The 22,022-nt window shown below is 45.5% G+C and carries 21 protein-coding genes; 3 read left to right on the forward strand and 18 right to left on the reverse strand.

Annotated elements, in window-relative coordinates; genetic code table 11:
- Positions 1–120 precede the first annotated feature (120 nt).
- From ACHZES_RS07265 to ACHZES_RS07285, 5 genes are all read right to left on the reverse strand, one after another.
- A complete protein-coding gene (locus ACHZES_RS07265) occupies positions 121–1,533 on the reverse strand; it encodes an oxaloacetate decarboxylase subunit alpha (protein WP_038278790.1) in 1,413 nt (470 codons plus the stop codon).
- Between the two features lie 67 nt (positions 1,534–1,600).
- Positions 1,601–2,749, reverse strand: coding sequence for a sodium ion-translocating decarboxylase subunit beta (locus ACHZES_RS07270; RefSeq protein WP_038278793.1), 1,149 nt, complete (start codon positions 2,747–2,749; stop codon positions 1,601–1,603).
- 55 nt (positions 2,750–2,804) lie between these two features.
- Positions 2,805–3,218 (reverse strand): biotin/lipoyl-containing protein, encoded by a 414-nt coding sequence (locus tag ACHZES_RS07275; protein ID WP_395548403.1) that lies wholly within the window; start codon positions 3,216–3,218, stop codon positions 2,805–2,807.
- Between the two features lie 21 nt (positions 3,219–3,239).
- The gene (locus ACHZES_RS07280) at positions 3,240–4,016 is read right to left on the reverse strand and encodes an OadG family transporter subunit (protein WP_395548402.1); all 777 of its coding nucleotides are present in this window, start codon (positions 4,014–4,016) and stop codon (positions 3,240–3,242) included.
- A gap of 17 nt (positions 4,017–4,033) precedes the next feature.
- Positions 4,034–5,488, reverse strand: a complete 1,455-nt coding sequence (locus ACHZES_RS07285; protein WP_395548401.1) for an acyl-CoA carboxylase subunit beta — start codon at positions 5,486–5,488, stop codon at positions 4,034–4,036.
- A gap of 300 nt (positions 5,489–5,788) precedes the next feature.
- On the opposite strand from ACHZES_RS07285, the gene ACHZES_RS07290 reads away from it, so the two are divergent.
- Positions 5,789–6,331 (forward strand): beta-class carbonic anhydrase, encoded by a 543-nt coding sequence (locus ACHZES_RS07290; protein WP_395548400.1) that lies wholly within the window; start codon positions 5,789–5,791, stop codon positions 6,329–6,331.
- 129 nt (positions 6,332–6,460) lie between these two features.
- Here the strand turns inward: ACHZES_RS07290 and ACHZES_RS07295 are convergent, their stop codons facing one another.
- The gene (locus tag ACHZES_RS07295) at positions 6,461–7,798 is read right to left on the reverse strand and encodes a CitMHS family transporter (RefSeq protein ID WP_395548398.1); all 1,338 of its coding nucleotides are present in this window, start codon (positions 7,796–7,798) and stop codon (positions 6,461–6,463) included.
- A 126-nt stretch (positions 7,799–7,924) separates the two neighbouring features.
- Positions 7,925–10,132, reverse strand: coding sequence for an ATP-binding protein (locus ACHZES_RS07300; protein WP_242843054.1), 2,208 nt, complete (start codon positions 10,130–10,132; stop codon positions 7,925–7,927).
- Between the two features lie 77 nt (positions 10,133–10,209).
- Here ACHZES_RS07300 and ACHZES_RS07305 point away from each other — a divergent pair, with 77 nt between their 5' ends.
- Entirely contained in the window at positions 10,210–10,896 is a 687-nt protein-coding gene (locus ACHZES_RS07305; protein ID WP_038278803.1) for a response regulator transcription factor, read from the forward strand.
- Here ACHZES_RS07305 and citC read toward each other — a convergent pair.
- From citC to ACHZES_RS07350, 9 genes are all read right to left on the reverse strand, one after another.
- Positions 10,886–11,914 (reverse strand): [citrate (pro-3S)-lyase] ligase, encoded by a 1,029-nt coding sequence (citC, locus tag ACHZES_RS07310; protein ID WP_395548397.1) that lies wholly within the window; start codon positions 11,912–11,914, stop codon positions 10,886–10,888. The genes ACHZES_RS07305 and citC overlap by 11 nt on opposite strands.
- Positions 11,857–12,813: a triphosphoribosyl-dephospho-CoA synthase CitG gene (gene citG, locus ACHZES_RS07315; protein ID WP_395548396.1), complete on the reverse strand. Its 957-nt coding sequence runs from the start codon at positions 12,811–12,813 to the stop codon at positions 11,857–11,859. Before citG ends, citC begins: the two co-directional genes overlap by 58 nt.
- Positions 12,814–12,816: 3 nt before the next feature.
- Positions 12,817–14,379 (reverse strand): citrate lyase subunit alpha, encoded by a 1,563-nt coding sequence (gene citF / locus ACHZES_RS07320; RefSeq protein ID WP_038278806.1) that lies wholly within the window; start codon positions 14,377–14,379, stop codon positions 12,817–12,819.
- Position 14,380: 1 nt separating this feature from the next.
- The gene (locus tag ACHZES_RS07325) at positions 14,381–15,280 is read right to left on the reverse strand and encodes an aldolase/citrate lyase family protein (protein ID WP_038278808.1); all 900 of its coding nucleotides are present in this window, start codon (positions 15,278–15,280) and stop codon (positions 14,381–14,383) included.
- Entirely contained in the window at positions 15,277–15,579 is a 303-nt protein-coding gene (citD, locus tag ACHZES_RS07330; RefSeq protein WP_038278811.1) for a citrate lyase acyl carrier protein, read from the reverse strand. The genes ACHZES_RS07325 and citD overlap by 4 nt, the downstream gene beginning before the upstream one ends.
- A 104-nt stretch (positions 15,580–15,683) precedes the next feature.
- Positions 15,684–16,217, reverse strand: coding sequence for a citrate lyase holo-[acyl-carrier protein] synthase (citX, locus tag ACHZES_RS07335; protein ID WP_395548395.1), 534 nt, complete (start codon positions 16,215–16,217; stop codon positions 15,684–15,686).
- A gap of 38 nt (positions 16,218–16,255) precedes the next feature.
- Positions 16,256–16,831, reverse strand: coding sequence for a hypothetical protein (locus ACHZES_RS07340; RefSeq protein ID WP_154521604.1), 576 nt, complete (start codon positions 16,829–16,831; stop codon positions 16,256–16,258).
- 136 nt (positions 16,832–16,967) lie between these two features.
- The gene (locus ACHZES_RS07345) at positions 16,968–17,813 is read right to left on the reverse strand and encodes a YitT family protein (RefSeq protein ID WP_038278818.1); all 846 of its coding nucleotides are present in this window, start codon (positions 17,811–17,813) and stop codon (positions 16,968–16,970) included.
- A 215-nt stretch (positions 17,814–18,028) separates the two neighbouring features.
- Positions 18,029–19,348, reverse strand: coding sequence for a D-alanyl-D-alanine carboxypeptidase family protein (locus tag ACHZES_RS07350; protein WP_154521607.1), 1,320 nt, complete (start codon positions 19,346–19,348; stop codon positions 18,029–18,031).
- Between the two features lie 138 nt (positions 19,349–19,486).
- On the opposite strand from ACHZES_RS07350, the gene ACHZES_RS07355 reads away from it, so the two are divergent.
- Entirely contained in the window at positions 19,487–20,731 is a 1,245-nt protein-coding gene (locus ACHZES_RS07355) for a DNA polymerase thumb domain-containing protein (RefSeq protein WP_154521610.1), read from the forward strand.
- A gap of 47 nt (positions 20,732–20,778) precedes the next feature.
- Here the strand turns inward: ACHZES_RS07355 and ACHZES_RS07360 are convergent, their stop codons facing one another.
- Positions 20,779–21,657, reverse strand: coding sequence for a YitT family protein (locus ACHZES_RS07360; protein WP_154521613.1), 879 nt, complete (start codon positions 21,655–21,657; stop codon positions 20,779–20,781).
- 38 nt (positions 21,658–21,695) lie between these two features.
- The gene (locus tag ACHZES_RS07365) at positions 21,696–21,965 is read right to left on the reverse strand and encodes a hypothetical protein (RefSeq protein ID WP_038278827.1); all 270 of its coding nucleotides are present in this window, start codon (positions 21,963–21,965) and stop codon (positions 21,696–21,698) included.
- Between the last annotated feature and the right edge of the window lie 57 nt (positions 21,966–22,022).

Raw genomic sequence — 22,022 nt, forward strand, 5'->3', positions numbered from 1 at the left:
ACAAATGATACCATGTGTCAACTGAATCAGGTAAAGTTCAGACAAATGGAATTATTTGTAAGAAAATCTTTATACTTATAAAAAAAGATCCCCCTAATTTGGGAGATCTTTTTTTTAAGATTATACTGGATATGCCTTATTTTCCTTATCTGCCAGAGAGGAATCCACCCCGGTCTGCTGTGCAGCCCGGTACTGGAAGAATTCCTTGGCAACCGTTGGGAACAGGGCATAGGAAAGTACATCTTCATCCTGCTGTTTCCACTGTGCGCATTCCTTCTCAAACTGAGGAAGCTGGGGAGCAATTAAATCGGCTGGGCGGCAGGTAATTGGCGTCTCATCGCCGATGATTTTCTTCTGGACTTCTGCGTTAAATGGTTTAACTGTCTGTCCGAACTCGCCCATGAAAATCTTCTTTGTCTCTTTCGTTACCATTTTATAACGTTCACCGCTAATAACATTTAAAACAGCCTGGGTACCAACGATCTGGGAAGACGGTGTTACAAGCGGCGGTTCCCCAAAGTCTTTTCGTACCTTTGGAATCTCTTGCAGCACTTCCATATATTTATCTTCCTGACCGGCTTCCTTTAACTGGCTCACCAGGTTGGAAAGCATGCCGCCAGGTACCTGATACTGAAGGGTCTTAATGTCTACGCCCAATACCTTTGGATTTAAGCGTCCGCTCTTTAATGCTTCCTCTCTGATTGGCTGGAAGTATGCACAGATTTCTGCCAACAGATTCTGATCGTAGCCCGTGTCATAGGGCGTACCGCGGAAAGTCTCAACCATGACCTCAGTCGCCGGCTGGCTGGTTCCAAGGGCAAGTGGGGACATTGCGGTATCGATAATATCGCAGCCTGCTTCTACTGCCTTTAAATAGGTCATAGATGCAACGCCTGAAGTATAGTGGGTGTGTAAGTCAATCGGAAGCTTTGTGGATTCCTTTAATACCCGTACAAGTTCATCTGCCTTGTAGGGTGTTAAAAGTCCTGCCATGTCTTTGATACAGATGGAATCAGCACCCATATCCTCAATCCTCTTTGCAATATCCTTCCAGTAATCCAGGGTATAAGCTTCCCCAAGGGTATAGCTTAAAGCTACCTGTGCATGACCTTTTTCTTTATTACAAGCAGTCACTGCGGTCTGCAAGTTGCGAAGATCGTTGAAACAGTCAAAAATGCGGATAATATCAATGCCGTTAGCCAGGGACTTCTGGACAAAATACTCTACCACGTCATCGGCATAATGGTTATATCCCAGGATGTTCTGCCCCCTAAACAGCATCTGCAGCTTTGTATTCTTAAATCCATCCCTTAATTGTCTCAGTCTCATCCAGGGATCTTCTTTTAAGAAACGCAGGCATGCGTCAAAGGTTGCACCACCCCAGCACTCTACTGCATGATAGCCAACCTGATCCATCTTCTCAATGATGGGAAGCATCTGCTCGGTTGTCATTCTTGTAGCAAACAAAGACTGATGAGCGTCACGAAGGACTGTCTCTACAATCTTAACCGGCTTTTTCTCTATTTCTGCCATTGTCTTACCTCCATGTTTGTCAATTCTTCTGATTACTGGAAAGGCTTAACGCCTTTCCAGTGAAAAGTTATCTAACTCCGAATATTGCCATAAATGTACCAGCCGCAACCGCAGTACCGATAACGCCTGCCACGTTTGGTCCCATGGCATGCATCAGCAGGAAATTCGTAGGATCTGCCTCAGAACCAACCTTCTGGGATACACGGGCTGACATAGGAACAGCAGATACGCCTGCAGAACCGATGAGGGGATTCACCTTACCGCCGGAAACCTTGCACATCAGCTTGCCAAACAATACGCCGGCGGCTGTTCCGACTGCAAATGCCACCAGGCCTAAAATTACGATCTTGATGGTACTCATATTTAAGAAGGCTTCCGCACTGGTCGTCGCACCTACGGAAGTTCCTAACAGGATAACCACGATATACATCATGGCATTGCCTGCAGTCTCCGTCAACTGCTTAACCACGCCGGATTCTTTAAATAAGTTTCCTAACATCAGCATTCCCACCAGGGGAGCTGTTGTTGGAAGAATAAAGCATACGACCGTTGTTACGATGATCGGGAATAAGATCCTCTCAAGCCTTGATACGGGACGAAGCTGTTCCATCCGGATCTTTCTCTCTTTTTCTGTAGTCAGAAGCTTCATGATCGGCGGCTGGATAATGGGCACCAGCGCCATATAGGAATAAGCTGCTACCGCAATGGGCCCCATGAGGGAAGTCATTCCCAGTTTTCCCGCAAGGAATATGGAAGTCGGTCCGTCGGCTCCACCGATGATGGAGATGGCAGCCGCTGCCTTATCGTTAAAGCCCATGAAAATAGCAAGAAAATAAGCGGTATAAATACCGAACTGGGCGGCCGCTCCTAAAAGAAAGCTCTTTGGATTGGCAATCAAAGGCCCAAAGTCCGTCATGGCTCCTACACCCATGAAAATCAGGGGTGGCAGGATGCCCCATTCATCCAGCTTAAAGAAATAATTCAGCAGTCCGCCTCCGGAGCCATCTGCTCCAGCCTCCTTCATAATATCCGGATAGATATTAACTAACAGCATACCAAAGGAAATCGGTACCAGAAGCAGGGGTTCAAAGCCTTTTCTGATAGCCAGGTATAAAAATATGAAGGCTACAAGAATCATGACCATATTCCCTGCTGTCAGGTTAAAAAATGCGGTCTGCTGAAGAAGATTTGTAAATGTATTACTAATATAATCCATGTCAATCCCTCCATATGGATTCCGCCCTGTTTATCTTACGGCGGATTCTTCCGTACTAGTTTAATGTAGCCAAGGTTGCTCCTGCTTCTACTGAGTCACCGATCGCTACATTAACGCTGGCAACGGTTCCATCGGAAGGTGCTACGATCTCGTTCTCCATCTTCATGGCCTCGAGAAGAATCAGCACATCCCCACGTTTCACTGCCTGTCCTGAGCTTACCTTAACGCCAAGGATCTTGCCTGGCATGGGAGCCGCCACTTTAAGGCCACCTTCTGAGCCGGCGCTGGCCGCCTTTACAGGTGCTGCTGCTGGTGCAGGTGCTGCCTTCGGTGCAGGTGCTGCCTTCGGTGCAGCTGGAGCCGGTGCAGACACAGCCTTGTTAGCTGCTGCCGGTGCGCCGGTGGCTGAGCCTTCTTCTACGGTTACCTCATAAACATTCCCATTCACTGTAATTGTATAGTTTTTCATGATGATCATCCTCCTGATTAATTAAGCTTTTTTCCATTTACCAGCTGGCGCCCGTCTGATCGAGCGGACCACCAGGCCGCTTGGAGAGCTTCCTTCCGATGCCGCAATTGCCGCAGTAATCACTGCTACCAGCTCTAAGTCATCCACAAGTTCCAGTTCCTCTTCTATTTCTGCAGCAGAGGCAGAAACTACAGGAAGGGGTGCGGGAGCAGGCTCATTAGCCTTCCCATTAAACTTATCTTCAAGCTTTCCAATATACTTGAAGCATCCGATAAGCAGACTGATGAAAATCAGTACAATAAATACGGTTCCCATTCCCATCAGGGTATTAAACACGGCTTTTTCCATCCGCTCGCCTAATGTATATTCCGGCACAAATGCCACACTGGTAATCTTTGTGAGCTTTGAATCCGTTGTAATGGAAAATTCCAAATTTCTCTTTTCAAATTCTGCTTCGATGGTAGCGCTGTACCCATGGTCAATTGCTTCTACCTTTGCCGTGCTGCCGATTGATACCATGGCGCCAAGCTCATTCTTTATATTCTCCCAGGAATCTACGCCCTCAGCCAGGGCAGCATACTCATCCTGGGACTGCATGTTCTTCTTAAACTCAGGAATCTGGCTGTCCTCAAGACCGGTATACAGCTCTAAGAAGGAACCTGGAAGCTGTTCCATCTGTGACTGGATCCTGGCATCAATTTCTTCGGCTGGGGTATCGGCTTTGCTGCATGCAGATAATGAAAAGAGGCAGGCTGCCATAATAAGTCCCAATGCTACTCGTTTCATATTCAGTTTCATATACCTGTCACCTCATTCTAAATCGTGCCATGTTTTTTTGCCGGACGATCCTCTCTCTTTGTGAACAGCATCTCAAATGCCGCAATGACCCGTGCCCTTGTTTCGCCTGCATCTATGATATCATCAACATATCCTCTCTTAGCCGCAGAAATGGCACTGGACTGAAGCTGCTTATAGCTTTCTGCCTGATCGTTAATAAGTGCTGTTCCGTCTTCAGCCTTTGCAATCTCATCCGCATACATGATTTTCACTGCTTCGGCCGGTTCCATCATACCAATGCAGGCTGACGGCCATGCATAAACAACATCCGCCCCAATAGACTTGCTGTTCATGGTCAGATAGGCTGTTCCAAGAGCCTGCCCCAGAATAACCGTAACTTTGGGAACTGTGGCATTGGCAAAGGCATAGGTTAGCCCTGCAGCTGCCCTGGCAATCTTTTTCTCGGAACACTGGGTTGCTTCATACCCTTTTACATTTACAAGAGTAAGTACCGGAATACTGAATGCGTCACAGAATTGAATAAATCTTGCTGCCTTTTCACAGCCACGCCCGCTTAAAAGGGCTTCATATTCCCCTGTCTTAACGCCGCTTTCATTATAGGATTCCGTTCTGTTTGCAACACAGCCCACTGTCATGCCATTTAAACGGATAAAACCGGTTACCATGGAAGCAGCATATTCCTTCCTGGTCTCCATAAAGAAATGATTATCGGAAATCTGAGTCAATGCAATCGCCGTATCCCCAACATAATTCTCCAGATCGGAGCATATGCGGTTTAAATCGTCATTGCACTCATCATAAGACATGTCATCTTCACTGTTTGAAGGAAGAATGGAAATGAGAGTCCTGATATTATTTATAATGTCATCCGCTTCTCCCGTAAAATCCACCATGCCGGTTTCCCTGCTCTGATAGTCTGCGGAAGCGGTGTTGCATTTTTCTGTATAATTTCCCTGAATTGCATTGGGGGAATTGACAAACAATCTGCCGCCCTTGGTTTCCATAAAGGTAAAGTCAGACATAGCCGCAGAAACAGCCATGCCGCCGCCGCAGGTCCCAAATATCGCTGTTATCTGGGGGATTACTCCTGATGCCAGAGTCTGGCTCATATAAATCTCGCCAAAACCATTTAAAGAGTCAGTTGCTTCCTGAAGCCTTAAACCAGCACAATCGACCAGACCGATTACCGGTGCACCTGTTTTCATAGCCATCGTGTATAGCTTTGTAATCTTCCTTGCATGCATCTCCCCTACGGAGCCACCCAGAACCAATGCATCCTGGCTGTACACATAAACAAGGCAACCTTCAATGGTACCATATCCAGTAACAACACCGTCAGCAGGAGTTTCTTTTGCCGTCATGTTGAAGTCTGTGTTCCTTGCGGTAACATAGCCGCCAACTTCAACAAAACTGTTCTCATCTAGCAAGGCATGAATCCGGTTACTTGCTGATGTTTCTGTTGAATTACTCATTTTGCAATCCTCCATTTTGTAATTTTTTTACAGTCATTTGTTAAACCTTTAACAAAGTCCTATGCAATAACACCAATTTCTGCCAATTATAATTGTATAACGAATTTAGGTAAATTTCAAGTGTCTGACAGAGATTTTTCACATTATATTAAATTTTTTTCCTTTAAGTACAGCACAATATAGGTGAACCATCGGAAGTATTCCTGATAAAACAAACTAAACAATCTTTAAGACAGTATTTTATCCAATATTAAGGTTTCTCCTCTATCATTGGCCTATATGATAAGAAGGAGGCAGACTATGATTAACGAAATATTAAAGCACAATGATGTTTTTGTAAACAACGGTACTTTTAAATCTTTTGCTTCAAACAAATGTCCCAGAAAAAAGCTTGCCATATTAACCTGCATGGATACCCGGCTTGTAGAGCTTCTGCCAGCCGCACTTGGAATCCATAACGGAGATGTAAAGTTAATAAAAAATGCGGGCGGCTTGATCCTCGATACTTTTGACAGCACAATCCGCAGCCTGCTCATCGCTGTTCTGGAATTCGGTGTGAAAGAAATCATGGTAATCGGTCATACGGACTGCGGAGCAGCCGTTATATCCTCAGAAACCATCATTACTCATCTGATCCAGAGAGGCATTGACATGGAAACCATACGAAGGCTGAAAGAGGAGGGATTGGACTTTGAATCCTGGTTTCAGGGCTTTGACAACACAGAAACCGCCGTTCAAAAATCCGTTTCCCTGATTAAAGACCATCCTCTCATGCCTTCCGATGTAGCGGTTCAGGGCTTTGTAATGGATATTGACTGTGGCAGGCTGGATCAGGTATCCTGACCCTTACATAGGAAAGAAAGATGCCGGAATCAAATTCCGGCGTCTTTCCCATTTGAATTTTATTTTAGGATTTTATTTTAGGAGTCTAGTCAATTGGATATTCGCAATCCGCTTCGCTACTTGATGAGGTTAAATAGTCAGTACGCCAAGCAAAAGGCCTGCAACCAGGCAAACGATACTCACTCCCCATATCCACAGGAAGCAGGTCTTAATATGATCTTTGATCTCAACTCCTGCAAGGCCGATTCCCAGGAATGTGGCCGGTACAACAGGGCTAATGAACGTTGCGCAGTTTCGGCAGACCACCATGGTGATCGCAATATGGGCAGGATCTACACCAAATTTGTTTCCTATACTAATCAATACCGGAAGCAGACCGTAGAAATAGGAATCCGTACAGAACAATAATGTCAGCGGTACGGACAGCACTCCGATGATAAGCGGCAGGAAATGACCCATGGACTGTGGGATAAATGCAGCCAGTGCATTTGCCATGTGGTTCATGATCTCACTTTCTTCCAGTACTCCAAGAAATACACCGGCTGCCAAAATGGTAGATGCCATCATAAGGCCAGGACCAGCGTGAGACTTAATGATCTTATTTTGAAGCTTCGCACCAGGATAGTTTACTAAAAGTGCCGCAACACATCCAATCATGAAAATAAAATATGACGGCAATGGCATAAAAACAAGGGCGATAATAACTACTAATGTCAGAAGCACATTGAAAGCAAACAGCTTTGGTCTTGCCAGTTCCCCTATATCAGCGGTAGCAGCACTTTCTTCCAAGTCATCGTAATCATCAATAACAAGAGTGCTATTGATTCCTGCCCCCCTCTTCTTCTCAACAAATCCCCAGAAGAAAGCAGTAAACAGAGCAACTACAATACCAACCGCCTGCATCGGCAAAAGCTTCATCCAAAGGACATTGGCTTCGATCTCCAGTACGGAAGCCGCACGCATAGTCGGGCCGCCCCATGGAAGCAGGTTCATAACACCCATAGAGGTAACACATATTAAAAGCAGCGTTGTTGGACGCATTTTTAATTTCTTATAAACTGGCAGCATGGCTGGAATGGTAATTAAGAACGTAGAAGCTCCGCCTCCATCCAAATGGCCGATTATGGCGATGATACTGGTCATTAAAGCCACACCTACTACATTGTTCCCCACTTTTTTCATAAGCGCATCGATGATGCGGTCAAACATTCCCGCATCAGTCATTATTCCGAAAAACAACACGGAAAATATAAACAGCGCAGCGGTTGAGTGTACCCCTGATACCCCCTTAGAAATAAATTTTCCAACTTCACTGACTGTGAAGGTTCCGGTCAAAACCAGAATCAGCGCACTTACGGTAGATACACCGATAAATGCCAGTGCCGGAACAGTAACATTCCTCAGCAACAAAACAATGATCATGATAATGGTTGCAAAACCTAATAATGCAAGCATTGTCTCATTCATGTTTTCTTCCTCCTCTATACTTTTTATTTATAGGAACAGTATAAAGGCCTAACCTTACACCCTTCCTCCTTCTCCCTTTCATTTCTTTAAGAGAAAAATTAAAAGTTGTTAAGATTAGGCTTTTTTTTACACTCTTTCCTTACAGTTCTTTACTGCTTTTAAAATAGCGGAGTCGGAAACCGGTTTGCCGATGTATTCATCAATTATTTTCCGCTTCTTGGCTTCCAGGATTTCTCTCGTCACCCGGTCCGCCATAATGATCCGGATTATATCCGGGTACTGACCCTGAAGGGACATGAAGAAATCCGTACCGCTTTTCCCGGCAATATCATGTTCTGTTACAATGGCATCGACTTCCTGCTCCTTCAAGGCTTTCCTGGCCTCCTCAAAATCCATGCAGGCCGTCAAAGGCACATGAAGCCTGCCGAAATTCTTTTCCAGAAGCCGTAATACCTTTGGATTATCGTCGATGACCAGGAGCCTTAAGCGATCCCCGCTTTCCTCCTCTGTTTCCTGCTGCTCTTCCTGTTCTTTCTGTTCATTTACAGGAAGGAAAACATGAAATACACTGCCTTCTCCCAGTTTGCTTTCCGCAAAAACATATCCTTTGTGAGAATGAACAATCTGCTCAACCAGAGAAAGGCCCAGGCCTGTTCCGGTCCCATTTTTCTTTGTCGTGAAAAACGGATCAAAAATCTGCTTTAGCACCTCTTCACTCATGCCTTCCCCGTCGTCTGCAATATCAATCCGCAGGTAATAGTTCCACTCTTCTGAAACAGAAGAAAGCTTGTACTGCTTTAATTCATCCGAACTTACCCTGTTTCCGTTTATGGTTATGGTTCCTTCCCTGTGACCGATCGCATGGATTGCATTCACGCAGATATTTAATATGACCTGATTCATCTGGGTTTCGTTACCCAGAAAGCATTCATCAGATAAGGCAATTTCTTTTTCCAGATGCACATGGGCAGGACACACGGAGCTTACCATTTTTATGGCACGTCCAAGCACCTTAGCAGCGTTTATGTTTTTAAAGGCAGTCTCCATATTTTTCCGGCTTAAGGATGAAATCTGCTGGATAATCTCTTTTGCCTTTCCGGAAGCTTCATAAATCTCTGATGCACTGTCATAGTTTTCCTCTCCCTCCGGAAGTTCAAGCATCAGCAATTCGGCATATCCCATGATCGGTGTCAGCAAGTTGTTAAATTCATGGGCAATGCCTCCGGTCATCGTTCCCATGATCTGAAGCCTCTGCTGATGGGCGATGGTTTCTTCACTCTGATGCATTTCCTCTAAAATTTTATTAAGCTCCAAGAGATAGGCGATCTCTTCCGTATCCTTTTTCTTCTGGACCCGTAAATCCCCGATATAAAGCACCATTCCAAGGAGCACGGAGACAATTCCAAAAAAGACAAGGCCCAGCTTGAAAAATCCGGCTGCAACCGGGATATAAATATCATTGTAGTCAATCACCGCACTGACTACCAGAAAGCCGTTTCCTATGATGGCGGGGGAATAGGCGCTGACCTTTTTTACTTCCGGAACTCCCGGGTCTTGCCACCAGTAGGAATAATACTCGGAAACTCCTGCCTCTCCTCTGTTTTGATTTTCTATCATCTTCTGCAGACTGGTTAAATCTTTGTTCGGAAACATCTCCTGCCGGCCTGAAATCACATTGATCCCCCACTGGCTCTCCTGAGGATGAATCAGGATAATCCCTTTTGAATCCTTTATTACCACATACCCGTTGGTTCCCAGACGAATATTGGAAACCAGGGAATTGTAATAGTTTTTCTCATTTAAAACAACGGATAAAGATCTGCCGTCACGAAGAACTTTCTTTAAGACCAAATACATTTCCCCATTTTCCAGTTTACATTGCCGAAAGCTGACCTCCTGACTGATCTCTGTGACAGAATAGGTCGACGCAACTCCATATCCATAAACACTTCTTAATAATTTTCCGTTTTCATTCTCCAGTATAACATCATAAACAAACCGGCTGTGATTCGTTACATAACTCCGGAGTATACTCCAGTCCTCCCTGCCTGTCTTTTTATAATTCTCCTTTTCTATGTCGCATAAGGCGTTTAAATCCGATTGATATCCTTCAATAAAAACTTTTAAATTTTCTCCCATGCTCTGGGTTGTCAAAAGCATCTGTTTCTTTTGATTATTTATAATCGTTTCTTTATATTCCTCCCAGATACTGAAAACAAGACAACAGAAAATCAGCAGCACGGAGACCATGGCACAAAATATAAAAACCGTCCCATATCTTTTACTTTCCTTTATTTTACTCATGAAATCATCCTCTATTTTCCTGTTCCTCATTGACTTGTCTCCGGGTTACTATTATAATAATTTTAACACAATCTTAATCTTTACACAATTTTACTTAGGGGGAAGCTATGTCTGATAAAGTATTAATTGTGGATGACGATCCAGCGGTTTGTAAGTTATTAGAGAAAGTCATGCACAGCAATGATCTGGAAACCAACGTAGCAGACAGCGGGCTTACCGCACTGAATCAACTGAAAAACCACACTTACGATATGATCCTCATGGATGTAATGCTTGGTGATATGGAGGGCTTTGAGGTCATCAAGCGGCTGCGCAGCCAGGGTATTCAGACTCCGGTTATGATCGTAAGCGGAAGAAACGAGGATTATGATTCTCTTTACGGCCTTTCTGTTGGTGCAGATGATTACATAACCAAGCCATTCCGTCCCATAGTGCTGGGGGCCAAGGTAAAGGCGCTGATCCGCCGCAACAAGAATCAGGTGCTGTACAGCTCGGATATTCTGGAATGCGGATCTTTCACTTACAATACTTCCACTATGCGGTTTTATAAAAATGGAGAAGAGATTGTTCTTTCTTCCAAAGAGAGCAGTCTGATGCTGCTGTTTTTAAAACATCCGGGTCAGGTATTTACAAAAGACATGATTTATGATCATGTATGGGGAAATAGCGTTGCCGTAGATGATAACGCCATTATGGTGTATATCAATCGTCTGCGTGGTAAAATCGAAGAAGACCGGCAAAAGCCGGCCCATATCGTAACTGTCAGAGGTCTTGGATACCGGTTTAACCCTTAGGCCTCTGGCCTTTTTTTTTCTTTTTAAGGTATTCCAGTGTGGTTTCAGGAACCAGGCCCTTAATCCCTTCAAAGTCTCCCTTTTCATACCATTTCCGGACCTCAGATGCGCTGATTGCCCCTCCCTCGGAACGCTTCCTCTCAATTTCCGTCACAGCAATCCCATACCGGGGAAGGATTTTTTTCATTTCTTCATTGTAATGTCCGGTTACTACGCATACCGGTTCCGTTCCCACGAAGCGGGTTGTTATTCGAAGGGCCGGGGCAATGCGCCTGCCAAAAAGTTCTAAGTCCAACCGGCAGCCGGCCATTTCTCCGCGGATCTTTTCCTTTATAAAATAGGTTGGAAAGGTGGCTGCGGATATGACAAAATCAGATACCTGATGAACGATTGCCCGGGGAAGATCTTTAAGTCCTTCCTGTACCATGAAAAAGCGTTCCTCTGCTCCAAAACTGCTTCTGTTATCGGCTAACACCAGTACATGGACATAGTCACAGCAGGTTAAGGCCTGTTCTACCAGATACCGGTGTCCATAAGTAAATGGATTGCAGTTAGCAACGATGGAGCCGATGACCACGCCTGGTTTAAAAGCCTCATCCGGAGACTCTGAGATCAGGCGGTTTATAAACTCTTCAAACCCGTTTTTCCTGTTCTCCATAAAAAGGACATCATCGGTCATAAGAACCGTATAAAATCCAAGATCCTCAAACATATCCCTGTTATCCGGCTTTGTGTACATAAGAATATGGGATCTGCCATTCTCAAATTCATACTGGGTCAGATATGAGATGATCGATCCGGTTAAGCCGGTCCCCCGTACGCTTTCATCAACTGCAATGCATTTTAAAACATTCTGCTCTGCCGAACCGGCGGCCCGGATCTGGTAATTCTCGTCAAGCAGACATACGCTGTATTCGATCCCCTGATCATAATCCAGATCATTCCGTTTTAAAAAATCCTTTAACAGTTCCAGTTCTTTTCCTTTAAACGGTCTTCCTTCCAGCTTAATGAATTCCATAGAATCCTCCCCTTTACCGGTTCTTCTGCCAGATTATTCATGAAAATTGCAACAGCCAGAAGATCTGCACATCCTCCGGCACTTATATTTCCCTTTATAAAATCTGCATCCATTTGTTTCAGTGTCTCCATGCTTTTCTCCCCATAGGCCCCGCCGGCACACAGGAAATTCCCGGCAATGGACTGAACCTTCAAAAGGATGGACGGATTATGCCTTGCAATGATGTTGGAGTCTTCCACACGGCTCATGAGCGTAAACAAAGTTTCCAGCTTGATCCGGTTCCAGTCCCGTCCCTCCCTAAGACCTTTTGTCATGACAGGAAGGGCGATCCTGCGTACGGAAGCATAGCCGCTTATGGCCTCTCCCCTTGCACCGGTAAGCCCGTATTGTCTTAAGTTTTTTTCTCCGTTACTGGTAAACTCCCCCATCTCTTCCAATTCTTTTACAAGGGTTTCCCTTACCATGGCCTGCTCCATTTCCAACAGGCTCTCTGTGGTAACTGCTCCATACGCCTTCGTGCATGCCCCGGCGGCTGCACTTAAAATTCCCAGGTGAAAGATCAGGCCCTTATGAGTATTTACCCCTGCCGTAGCCTGATACATGGCTGTTTCTGCAGACTGACCGATCCGGCGGATGCGCTCAAACAGCAGCCTTGGCATGTGGGAAAGTCTCATGCCTTCCATAGTCATGGAAACAAAATACGGCTGTAAGGCTTTGGCACTCTTCTCAAAGGAGTTGACATCCATATCTTTATGAGCACCTGGGGAATACAGATCAACCAGGCCAGGCTTGGGAGTCGTATAAACCTCCTCAAGCATAGCCTGGTAAGCCATGTTTCCGATGTGGAAAGCTGCCTTATTAAGTGACTCATTCGGTTTCACACAAGAACTGCCATTCATTGTTTATTCTCCTGTAAACTGAAACTCCTTGATCTTACGCACCACATCCATAACGGTGCCATCCCGGCTCTCGATGATTCCTACTACCTTATCATCAAACTGCACTTTTTCAGGCTTTCCTGTAATGGAATATGCGATATCCCGAAGTTCCTCAATGGTCTTAAACGGAAGATCCACATCTTTCATACACTGGATCAGATCCTGCCTATTGGGATTGATTGCAATTCCATAATCCGTGATCACTACATCAATGGATTCGCCCGGAGTTGTAACCGTTGTTACATCAGTGCAGACAGCTGGAATCCTTCCCTGAAGCAGGGGAGTAATCACTATGGTACATTTTGCTCCTGCTGCAGTGTCCGGATGTCCTCCCTGAGCACCGGTAATCATGCCGTCAGAACCAACAACTACATTGCAGTTGAAATTCACATCCACTTCTAAGGCTGCCAGGATCACAAAATCCAGTTTGTTTACAACGGCTCCCTTGTTAAAGGGGTCGGCATATTCTCCTGCACTGATTCGGAAATGCTTGGGATTGATGACGGATTCCACTGCATCCAGATCAAAATCCTGGGTATCTAACAGGGCATCCACCTGACCATTCTCCAATAAGTCGCACATGGGTTTTGTCAGTCCTCCCACACCGAAGCGCATACGCACATTTCTCTCCTTCATGATCTTTGCAAGAGAAATGGTGGAGGCGATGGAAGCTCCGCCTACTCCGGTCTGGTAAGAAAATCCATCTTTAAAATACGGGGTATTCACCACAAATTCGGTACAGTAATCGGCCATCATGAGTTTGCGCATATCTGTGGTAGGTTTTGCGGCTCCGGTAGCAATCTTTTCCGGATTTCCGATTTCATCAACCACCACCACATAATCTACTTTTGTCATGGAAATATGGGCCGGGAAGTTTGGAAAAGGAACCAGGCAATCCGTGATTGCAACCACCTTATCCGCATAATCCGCATCCACCATGGAATAAGAGAGAACGCCGCAATCAGATTTTCCGCCGATCCCCCGGCAGTTCCCATAGTCATCACAGGTTGGCGCACCGATAAATGCGATATCGATCCTCACCTCTCCGGTTTCAATGGCACGGACTCTTCCGCCATGAGAACGCATAATGGCCAGGCCTTTTAATTTTCCTTCTGATATGGCCCTGCCGATCTTTCCTCTGACGCCGGAGGACTGAATCCCGGTAATGGTCCCATCCTCAATGTATTCCACCAGTTTATCATGGGCTTTTCCAAGAGAGCTTGCACAGATGGTGATATCCTTGATTCCCATGTTGTGGATTTCTTCCATCACCATGTTTACTACATAGTCGCCTTCTCTGAAATGATGATGAAAGCCCAGGGTCATGCCATCCCGGATCCCGCATTTCACGAGGCAATCGCGAATGCTGTCCACCATCTTGCTGCCCTCTGAATTGATCACGCATTTTGTATACGGACCATCTTTTTTATACACAGATCCATCAAAGTGATGAATTCCCATAAAAGGTTCTTTTCCTGTGATTTTTAAGATTTCTTCCGGAATATCTCTCCCTACTGCATTAATCATCTTACAATCCTCCTTTGTATACGCCAGAGGCCTTGGCAAGCTCTATGGTTCTCTTGGCTCCGTCATAGAACGCAATGTCGATCATTTTTCCGTCTACGATAAATACTCCGATTCCCTTTTCCCTTTTGTCCTCGATTTCCATAACCACCTTTTCTGCAAAGATGATATTCTTCTGTGCCGGTGTAAAGATATCATGGACAATCGGGATCTGGCGTGGATTGATAATGGATTTTCCATCAAATCCCATCAAATGAATGGTTTCCACATCCCGCCGGAAGCCTTCCATATCATTAAGGTCCGTATAAACCGTATCAAAGCACTGGATCTTTGCTGCCCTGGCCGCAATGATTAAGTTCTGCCTGGCTCCCATCAGTTCAACTCCGGTTCCTGTAATATAGGTCTGTAAGTCCTTGGTATAGTCCCCGCCGGAAAGTGCGATTCCAAACAGCCTATCGGAAGCCTCACAGACATCAAGCGCCTTCACCACACCTCTTGCAGATTCTATGGCAGCCATAATAAGGGTCCTTCCCTGCGGAATGCCGAAATCCTCTTCTGCAATCTGGATCTCTGCCTCCACCGCTTTTATATCCTCAGGCCTTTCTGTTTTCGGAATACGAATCGCATCACAGCCGCCTGCAACTGCACAGCGGATGTCTTCCTTCCAATAAGGAGTATCCAAGCCATTGATCCGGACTACCCTCTCGCAGCCCCTGTAATCGATCTCCTGCAATGCATGATAAAGGGAAAACCTGGCTGCATCCTTCTGATTTTCTGCGACCGCATCTTCTAAATCCAGCATTATGGAATCCGGTTTATAAATATACGGATCCTTAATGAGGCCCGGTTTTTGGGCATTTAAAAACATCATAGTTCTTCTGAGACGTTTCTTATTCGGATTCATGATTTCCTTCTGCCTCCCCAAAGAATATTTTCAAACTGGTCCGTGGAACGGGATACCGCACCTTCTACCCGCGCCTTAATGGTGCAGTCCAGTGCCCCCTTATCAACAACTGTGATTCTCACATTGTCAATGTCCAGATTCTTAAGGGTCTCCATGATTACCTTCCGGATTCTGTTGCCATACTGGTTTATGACTGCGCTTTCCAGCACAAAATCGATTTTACCATCACCTGGCTCAACAGTCACCTGACAGTCGCTTGACTCCAATGTACCGGCCATGGCTGGTTTTTTAATTTCCATTTTGCTTAAAGCCTCCCTTTTATTTTCTATACCTTCATTTTAAAGGGAGAATCTTAACCAGGGAAAAAAGGATTCTTAAAATTTATTAAGAAAGGGGCAGATTCTCATCTGCCCCTTTCTTTTAACCATGAATCTATGATACTCTCAACACGTCCGTAAAGCTCCTCTACCGAATGGCTCCGGCTTCGGCCGCATAGCTTTGCATCCTTTTCACATATCAGGCATCTGCGCACAGGGGATCCCAATTCCGCCCTGCCGATCCCGTTTCCAGCCTCATCGTATACGTCGATATCAAACAGCCTTCCAAGTGGATGGGTTTCTTCCATTTGGATTGTTATCTTTTTCACAAAAAGGGGGTCCTGGCTTTTCACCGCATAGAGTTTCAGAAAGCCGGCCTTCTCTTTTACCACGGTCTCTTCCATCACAGCCAGCCCATGTTCCAAAAACAGCCGGTTAAGTTCTTCTCCTCCTGCAGAAAATGCCTGAAGGATTCTGGGAGAGGTTTTCCTTGGACCGGGAATGTTCATCCCAAGAGCCACAATCGTGACATCCTCATGCTTTTTATGAAGAGCTTCCTGCATAAATACTTTCTTTTCCCGGAATGAAAGCATCTCTTCTAATGTCACATTCTCTTCCATTCTGCCTTATCCTCTTTACTCCCTGTTAAGGGTATCTCTCATTCCCTGATTTCTACTATTCCGAGGCTTCCGTCTGATTTTTCCTGAAAGATAATTTTTGAGTTTCCTTCCCCCATGGCTACGCCTTTATCCGTCATCTTTAAGGAAACCGTATCCACATTGGCAACCGCTACCATCAGATCATCACCAAATACCATATCAGGGTTCTGCTTAAATAAATCTTCCTGGTTTTTAAGGGTGATCGTCTCCTCGTCAGCTGTTACAAAAATACAGGGGTAAAACAACAGGTTCGCAAATGCTTCTAAATCCCGGTCTCCTACCGCTTCCTGAATCTTTTCGGCAAACGCCTCCACCTTTTTTCCCGCCCCAGTGCTTTCATCATTCTTCACAGCCTCTATTCCCGGCCCTGACTGGTCCATATTCTCTTCCGGAACTGTCTCCTCATCTCCAAGTTCTGTCCCGGATTTCTCCATCCTGACGGCCGCAGTCTCTGTTTTTGCCGCTTCCGAAGGAGCACCGCCCAAATCTGCAGCTTGCTTCCTGCCGCAGCCAGCTGTCAACAACACAGCAAAAACAACGGCAAAACAAAATAAACTAATTTTCTTTTTCAGCATTTTCCTGGTCCCTCCCTGCGTCCATTTTTCTAATCCGGGTACAGTTTAGCACCTGCCAGACTGATAAGTCAATAGGGTTTCAAAAACCGTAAACCTTAGTCATCTTTCCGTAAGATTCTCGTCTATTCTTTATCCACTATTTATATTCTTTATGAAGGGTAAATCCCCTCCCCCGCACCTCATTGACCTGGTTAATGATCATAAACGCATTGGGATCGATCCCCATAACCAGTTCATTGACCTTTGAAAGCTGTCTCCCTGATATTACGGTAAGAACCGTAAAGGAAGCCTTTCTTAAATACCCTCCTTCACTGGCAAGCAGTGTGGTTCCCCTGTCCATCCGGGATTGGATCGCCTGGCTGATCTCCTCATACTTTTCACTTATGATTTTTACCTGCATCTGGTTGCGGCCGATCAAAAGCACCTTATCAAGAACCGTGGTATAGGAAAGTACCAGCAGGATTCCGTAAAGGATCTGCTCCTTATTGGAAAACAGCATCTGTGCAAGCAGAATCAGGCAGTCAAACACCGACATGGTCATGGACACGGATAGATTCCATTTTTTATTAAGGATCAGCGGGGGAATATCCATTCCTCCGGTGGAAGCACCGGCCCGTATCACCATACCGATTCCCACGCCGATCAAAAGTCCTGAAAAAACAGTGGCCAGCATCCGGTCATTGGTGATTGCAGCATGACCGAACAGATTTTCAAAGATTCCCAATATAAACGGATAATAAAAAGTACTGATTAAAGTAGTAAATGCAAACTGTTTTCCCAAAAAGAAGGCTCCTGCCACAAACATGATAACATTAAAGACTCCGATAAAGGCAGCTACAGGAATACCAAATTGGTGATAGGCCACCAAAGCAAGCCCGGTCGTTCCTCCTGTAATCAGTCCCCCCGGCAGAATAAACAGGGATACAGCCAATGCATATATGGTATTGCCCGCAAGTACCGTTGCGATTTTTTTCATATCCATACTTTTGTAATTTCCCTTCTTCGTATAAAGAAACAATCTTAATATACCATGTACCAATGGTTTATACAATTAATTTTCTGCCTATCTGCTATGAATTCCTTACCTACATGAAATATCAGTATCTCCTTTAAACCGGAATGTAATCAGACTTACCGCTGATAAAGAACAGAATGAGGCAAAAGGTAACGTCGTCGTTTCCTTTTGCCTCATTCTTTTTATGTATTAGGGATAATTCCCATAACTCCCGGCATGGATAAGTATCTATGGAAAATATTTTTTATGCACCAGACCGTTGTCAGGCGTTCTGCTCCGGCCGTCAGATATACCGGATAGCTTTTTACGACCTCTCCGTTTAAGCGGTAAATGACAGTACCCACCGTCTGCCCCTTACGTACCGGAGCATTTAATTCTTTGGGGATCTCTGTCTGTACCGTGACCTCTTCCTCATCCGCCAGAAGGAGGTTAATGCTCTTTTCTTCCTCCCCGCCTATGCTGCAGGATACCAGGACCGGTTCATCTAAGCGTCCGGAAGAAGGAATCCCCTCAATTACTGGAATATCAGGAAGGTTGACATCTTTATATACGTTCCTGTAATGGAAGCGATCCATCCCGTATTGGAACAGCTTTCTTGCGTCCGACCATTTATAAGCCTTATGAGGCGGCCAGCCGCAGCCTAAAAGGGCGATGGTATAGACTCTCCCCTCATCTTGGACAGCTCCCACATAAGAATAACCGGCTCCTCCGGTAAATCCTGTCTTTCCTGAAAACGCCCCGTCCATCATGGCCAGAAGAGTATTGTGGTTATTGCAGGAAAAGAAACGTTTTCCTTCCAGATCAGCAAAGGCATAGCTTCTCGTTGCCGTAATATCAAGGAATTCCTCCTTCTTCGGCGACTGGCCAATGCAATAATTCATGATCCTGGCTAAATCCGCTGCTGTTGTGGAATGTATCTTCACCTGTCCATCCTTTTCTTCTTTGGCATCAAGCCCATTGGGTGTAATAAAATAGGTATCGCTGCATCCTAAATCCCTGGCCTTCTGGTTCATCATCGCAGCAAATCCCTCCTGGCTTCCACCTATGTGCTCTGCAATCATCATAGCGGCATCATTATGGGATTCCAGCATCAGGCTGTAAAGCAGATCCTTTAACTGAAACGTCTCTCCCTTATAAACCCCTAAATGAACCTTAGGCTGGGAAGCTGCATTCTGGCTGGCAGTTACTGTGTCAGAAAGCGTCCCGCGCTCCAAGGCAAGGATGCAAGTCATGATTTTCGTGGTACTGGCCATGGGCCGGACCAAATCTTCATTTTTCCCATATAACACGCGGCCGGTAGAAGCATCCATCAAAACTGCTGATTGGGCATAAAGATTCAGCTCATCCTTTGTCTGAATCGGTGTGTTTTTCTCTTCTTTTTCCTCTGTGACTTTCGCATTTTCATTAACGGCCTCTTTTCCCGTCAGCCAGACCGCAGCAGCCCCTGTCCCTATAAGAAAGACAAACGCTGCTGCCAGCAGTATTCCTATGGCATGCCTCATGAAAGAGCCTCCCCCATGGATTTATTTTATCCTATTCCATTGTTTTTTTAATTATTCCCCTTTACTTTCCGAACGTATTTTCGGTATAATAAGAATAGAAGGAAATATGAAATAAATGACGCCAAAGGAGGGACGGATATGGTACCGGAGCCCTTAATTTTTCACATAGACGTGAATTCTGCATTTTTAAGCTGGGAATCTGTCAGCCGGCTGGAAGCTGACCCAGGCGCCCTGGATTTACGTACCATTCCATCGGCAGTAGGAGGCGATGCCTCTTTAAGGCATGGAATCGTTCTGGCAAAATCCACACCTGCAAAAGCTTATGGAATCATAACCGGAGAACCCATCAGCCAGGCTTTGCGAAAGTGCCCAACCCTTACCGTTGTTCCGGCCCGGTTTGAAGTATACCTTGAGAAATCCAGGAAGATGATGGAGCTTTTGTCTGATTACACTCCTGACTTTGAAAAATTCAGCATCGACGAGGCCTTTCTTGATATGACCTCCACCATCCACCTCTTCGGCTCTCCTCTGGAGGTAGCAAATCAGATACGGGAAAGGATCTGGCGGGAGCTGAAGTTTACGGTGAATGTCGGCATAGCCCCTAATAAGCTCCTGGCTAAAATGGCCTCGGATTTTAAAAAGCCCAATCTCTGCCACACTCTGTTTGCCCATGAAATACCTTTAAAAATGTGGCCCCTTCCCATTCAGGAGCTGTTTTTTGTAGGCCATTCCGCCCAAAAAAAGTTAGAAAGTGTGGGAATCCACACCATAGGGGAGCTGGCAGCCTGCAACGTAAACCACTTAAAACCCCTGCTGGGAGAAAAGTATGCCCTGCTGATCCATGACTATGCCCTTGGCATCGATAACTCGCCCGTGGAAGAGCGGGAGCCTTTAAACAAGGGTTACGGAAACAGTACCACCCTTTCCCATGATATCGACGACTTTGACGTGGCCTGCCAGGTCCTCCTGTCCTTAAGCGAAACCGTGGGCGCCCGTCTCCGCTTTGACCATGTCTTATCTGACTGTGTCTGTGTGGAGATTAAGGACTGGAATTTTCATACCAAGTCCCATCAGATGACCTTAAACAATCCTACGGACTCCACTACAGTGATTTATGAAAACGCCTGTAACTTACTTAAGGAGCTTTGGGACCGCACCCCTCTTCGTTTGATCGGCGTTCGAGCCACTAAGATTTCCGAGGAAGGGTATTGCCAGCTTCATCTATTTGAATCAGAGCAGGCCCGTAAGATGAAGGAAATGGAAAAAGCCGTGGATCATATCCGCGGCAAATTCGGAACCGACAGCGTAAAAAGAGCCAGCTTTTTAAAAAAGGACGCTATTGTAGACCATACATCCGGCCGGGGTAAATCCGGCATAAAATAAGGGTGTGTATGAAAACTGTTAAACATGTTTTCATACACACCCTTTTTCTATAGCTGTCCTCCGATGGCTTTAAACCCTTCTCCATAAACCTCGTTGGAATCCGTGATGATGAGAAATGCATCCTTGTCCGTTTCGTGGATGGCACGGCGGATGGGCACCACCTGGCTGTTGTTGCAGGCGCACATGATCACTTTCTTTTCATCCAGGGAGTAAGAGCCCTGGCCCTGAAGAAAGGTGCAGCCTCGCCCGGTATTTTCCTCGATTCTCTGAGCCGCCTCTTCTGCATGGGAGGTGACCACAAAAACCAGTTTTCCGGCTCCCAGACCATACATAATCTTGTCGATCACCATGGTAGTCACAATGGTAGAAAGCATGCCCAGGATGACCGCATCCAGGTTGCGGAACACCAGTCCACCGGCGATGATTACTACGGCATCTACCACAAGGGATATTTGCCCGATGGTCAGATGAGGGAAAATCTTCCGGATCGCCATAACCAAAAAGTCCGTTCCTCCTGTGGAACAGTTTCTTAAATAGACGATGGTTAACCCCAAACCGGAAAAGATTCCGGTGCAGGCGGAGGCATACAGGGGATTTCCCTGATAAACCGGCAGATAAGGAACTACGTAATCCAGCACAAGGGCAAAGATGATCATGCTCTTCATGGAACGGAGCAAAAAACTCCTTCCCAAAAGCCTGTAACTCACTAATACGATGGGAATGTTTAAGACTATGCTGGTAATGCCCATAGGAAGACCGAACAGAAAGCGCAGAATTAGTGCGATACCAGATACTCCTACGGGTGCGAACTCCGCATTTACCGCAAAATTGTAAATTCCAATGTTAAATAAGATTGCCCCCGCCAGATCACACAGAAGATCGATCCCCAACTCCTTTGGCGAATATTCCTGTTTGATTGTCATCATGAGTGTGCTGCCTCCCTTTCTTCCGCCCCATTTTCTCCTTATAGAAAATAATCATCAATTTCAAATTCTTTTTTTCCGATCTGCACCTGTTTCACCAGGACGTTCACTTCCCCCTCTTCTTCGGTGCAGATTCCGGTCACCTGAATCTGTGTCTTACCATAGGATTCCGTCAAAACCAGTTCTTTATCCATAATTCCCCTGTCTGCAAGCGCTTCCGCCAAATCCAGCAGAACTTCATCTACATCTTCCTTTATATGGTTTCTAACAAATTCCATTTCCAATGCTTCATAAATATCCTGATCAAACATTATCAAAACCCCTCTTTCATTTTCTACCAGCTAATTATAACCCATAGATTCTCCTTG

This window comes from Lacrimispora sanguinis, assembly GCF_044987295.1.
GTDB lineage: Bacteria > Bacillota > Clostridia > Lachnospirales > Lachnospiraceae > Lacrimispora > Lacrimispora celerecrescens_B.

What these genes read in the sequence shown, in the direction of transcription:
- ACHZES_RS07265 (WP_038278790.1), bottom strand. Translation starts at nt 1,533, where the DNA reads ATGGCAGAAATAGAGAAAAAGCCGGTTAAGATTGTAGAGACAGTCCTT.
- ACHZES_RS07270 (WP_038278793.1), bottom strand. Translation starts at nt 2,749, where the DNA reads ATGGATTATATTAGTAATACATTTACAAATCTTCTTCAGCAGACCGCA.
- ACHZES_RS07275 (WP_395548403.1), bottom strand. Translation starts at nt 3,218, where the DNA reads ATGAAAAACTATACAATTACAGTGAATGGGAATGTTTATGAGGTAACC.
- ACHZES_RS07280 (WP_395548402.1), bottom strand. Translation starts at nt 4,016, where the DNA reads ATGAAACTGAATATGAAACGAGTAGCATTGGGACTTATTATGGCAGCC.
- ACHZES_RS07285 (WP_395548401.1), bottom strand. Translation starts at nt 5,488, where the DNA reads ATGAGTAATTCAACAGAAACATCAGCAAGTAACCGGATTCATGCCTTG.
- ACHZES_RS07290 (WP_395548400.1), top strand. Translation starts at nt 5,789, where the DNA reads ATGATTAACGAAATATTAAAGCACAATGATGTTTTTGTAAACAACGGT.
- ACHZES_RS07295 (WP_395548398.1), bottom strand. Translation starts at nt 7,798, where the DNA reads ATGAATGAGACAATGCTTGCATTATTAGGTTTTGCAACCATTATCATG.
- ACHZES_RS07300 (WP_242843054.1), bottom strand. Translation starts at nt 10,132, where the DNA reads ATGAGGAACAGGAAAATAGAGGATGATTTCATGAGTAAAATAAAGGAA.
- ACHZES_RS07305 (WP_038278803.1), top strand. Translation starts at nt 10,210, where the DNA reads ATGTCTGATAAAGTATTAATTGTGGATGACGATCCAGCGGTTTGTAAG.
- citC (WP_395548397.1), bottom strand. Translation starts at nt 11,914, where the DNA reads ATGGAATTCATTAAGCTGGAAGGAAGACCGTTTAAAGGAAAAGAACTG.
- citG (WP_395548396.1), bottom strand. Translation starts at nt 12,813, where the DNA reads ATGAATGGCAGTTCTTGTGTGAAACCGAATGAGTCACTTAATAAGGCA.
- citF (WP_038278806.1), bottom strand. Translation starts at nt 14,379, where the DNA reads ATGATTAATGCAGTAGGGAGAGATATTCCGGAAGAAATCTTAAAAATC.
- ACHZES_RS07325 (WP_038278808.1), bottom strand. Translation starts at nt 15,280, where the DNA reads ATGAATCCGAATAAGAAACGTCTCAGAAGAACTATGATGTTTTTAAAT.
- citD (WP_038278811.1), bottom strand. Translation starts at nt 15,579, where the DNA reads ATGGAAATTAAAAAACCAGCCATGGCCGGTACATTGGAGTCAAGCGAC.
- citX (WP_395548395.1), bottom strand. Translation starts at nt 16,217, where the DNA reads ATGGAAGAGAATGTGACATTAGAAGAGATGCTTTCATTCCGGGAAAAG.
- ACHZES_RS07340 (WP_154521604.1), bottom strand. Translation starts at nt 16,831, where the DNA reads ATGCTGAAAAAGAAAATTAGTTTATTTTGTTTTGCCGTTGTTTTTGCT.
- ACHZES_RS07345 (WP_038278818.1), bottom strand. Translation starts at nt 17,813, where the DNA reads ATGGATATGAAAAAAATCGCAACGGTACTTGCGGGCAATACCATATAT.
- ACHZES_RS07350 (WP_154521607.1), bottom strand. Translation starts at nt 19,348, where the DNA reads ATGAGGCATGCCATAGGAATACTGCTGGCAGCAGCGTTTGTCTTTCTT.
- ACHZES_RS07355 (WP_154521610.1), top strand. Translation starts at nt 19,487, where the DNA reads ATGGTACCGGAGCCCTTAATTTTTCACATAGACGTGAATTCTGCATTT.
- ACHZES_RS07360 (WP_154521613.1), bottom strand. Translation starts at nt 21,657, where the DNA reads ATGATGACAATCAAACAGGAATATTCGCCAAAGGAGTTGGGGATCGAT.
- ACHZES_RS07365 (WP_038278827.1), bottom strand. Translation starts at nt 21,965, where the DNA reads ATGTTTGATCAGGATATTTATGAAGCATTGGAAATGGAATTTGTTAGA.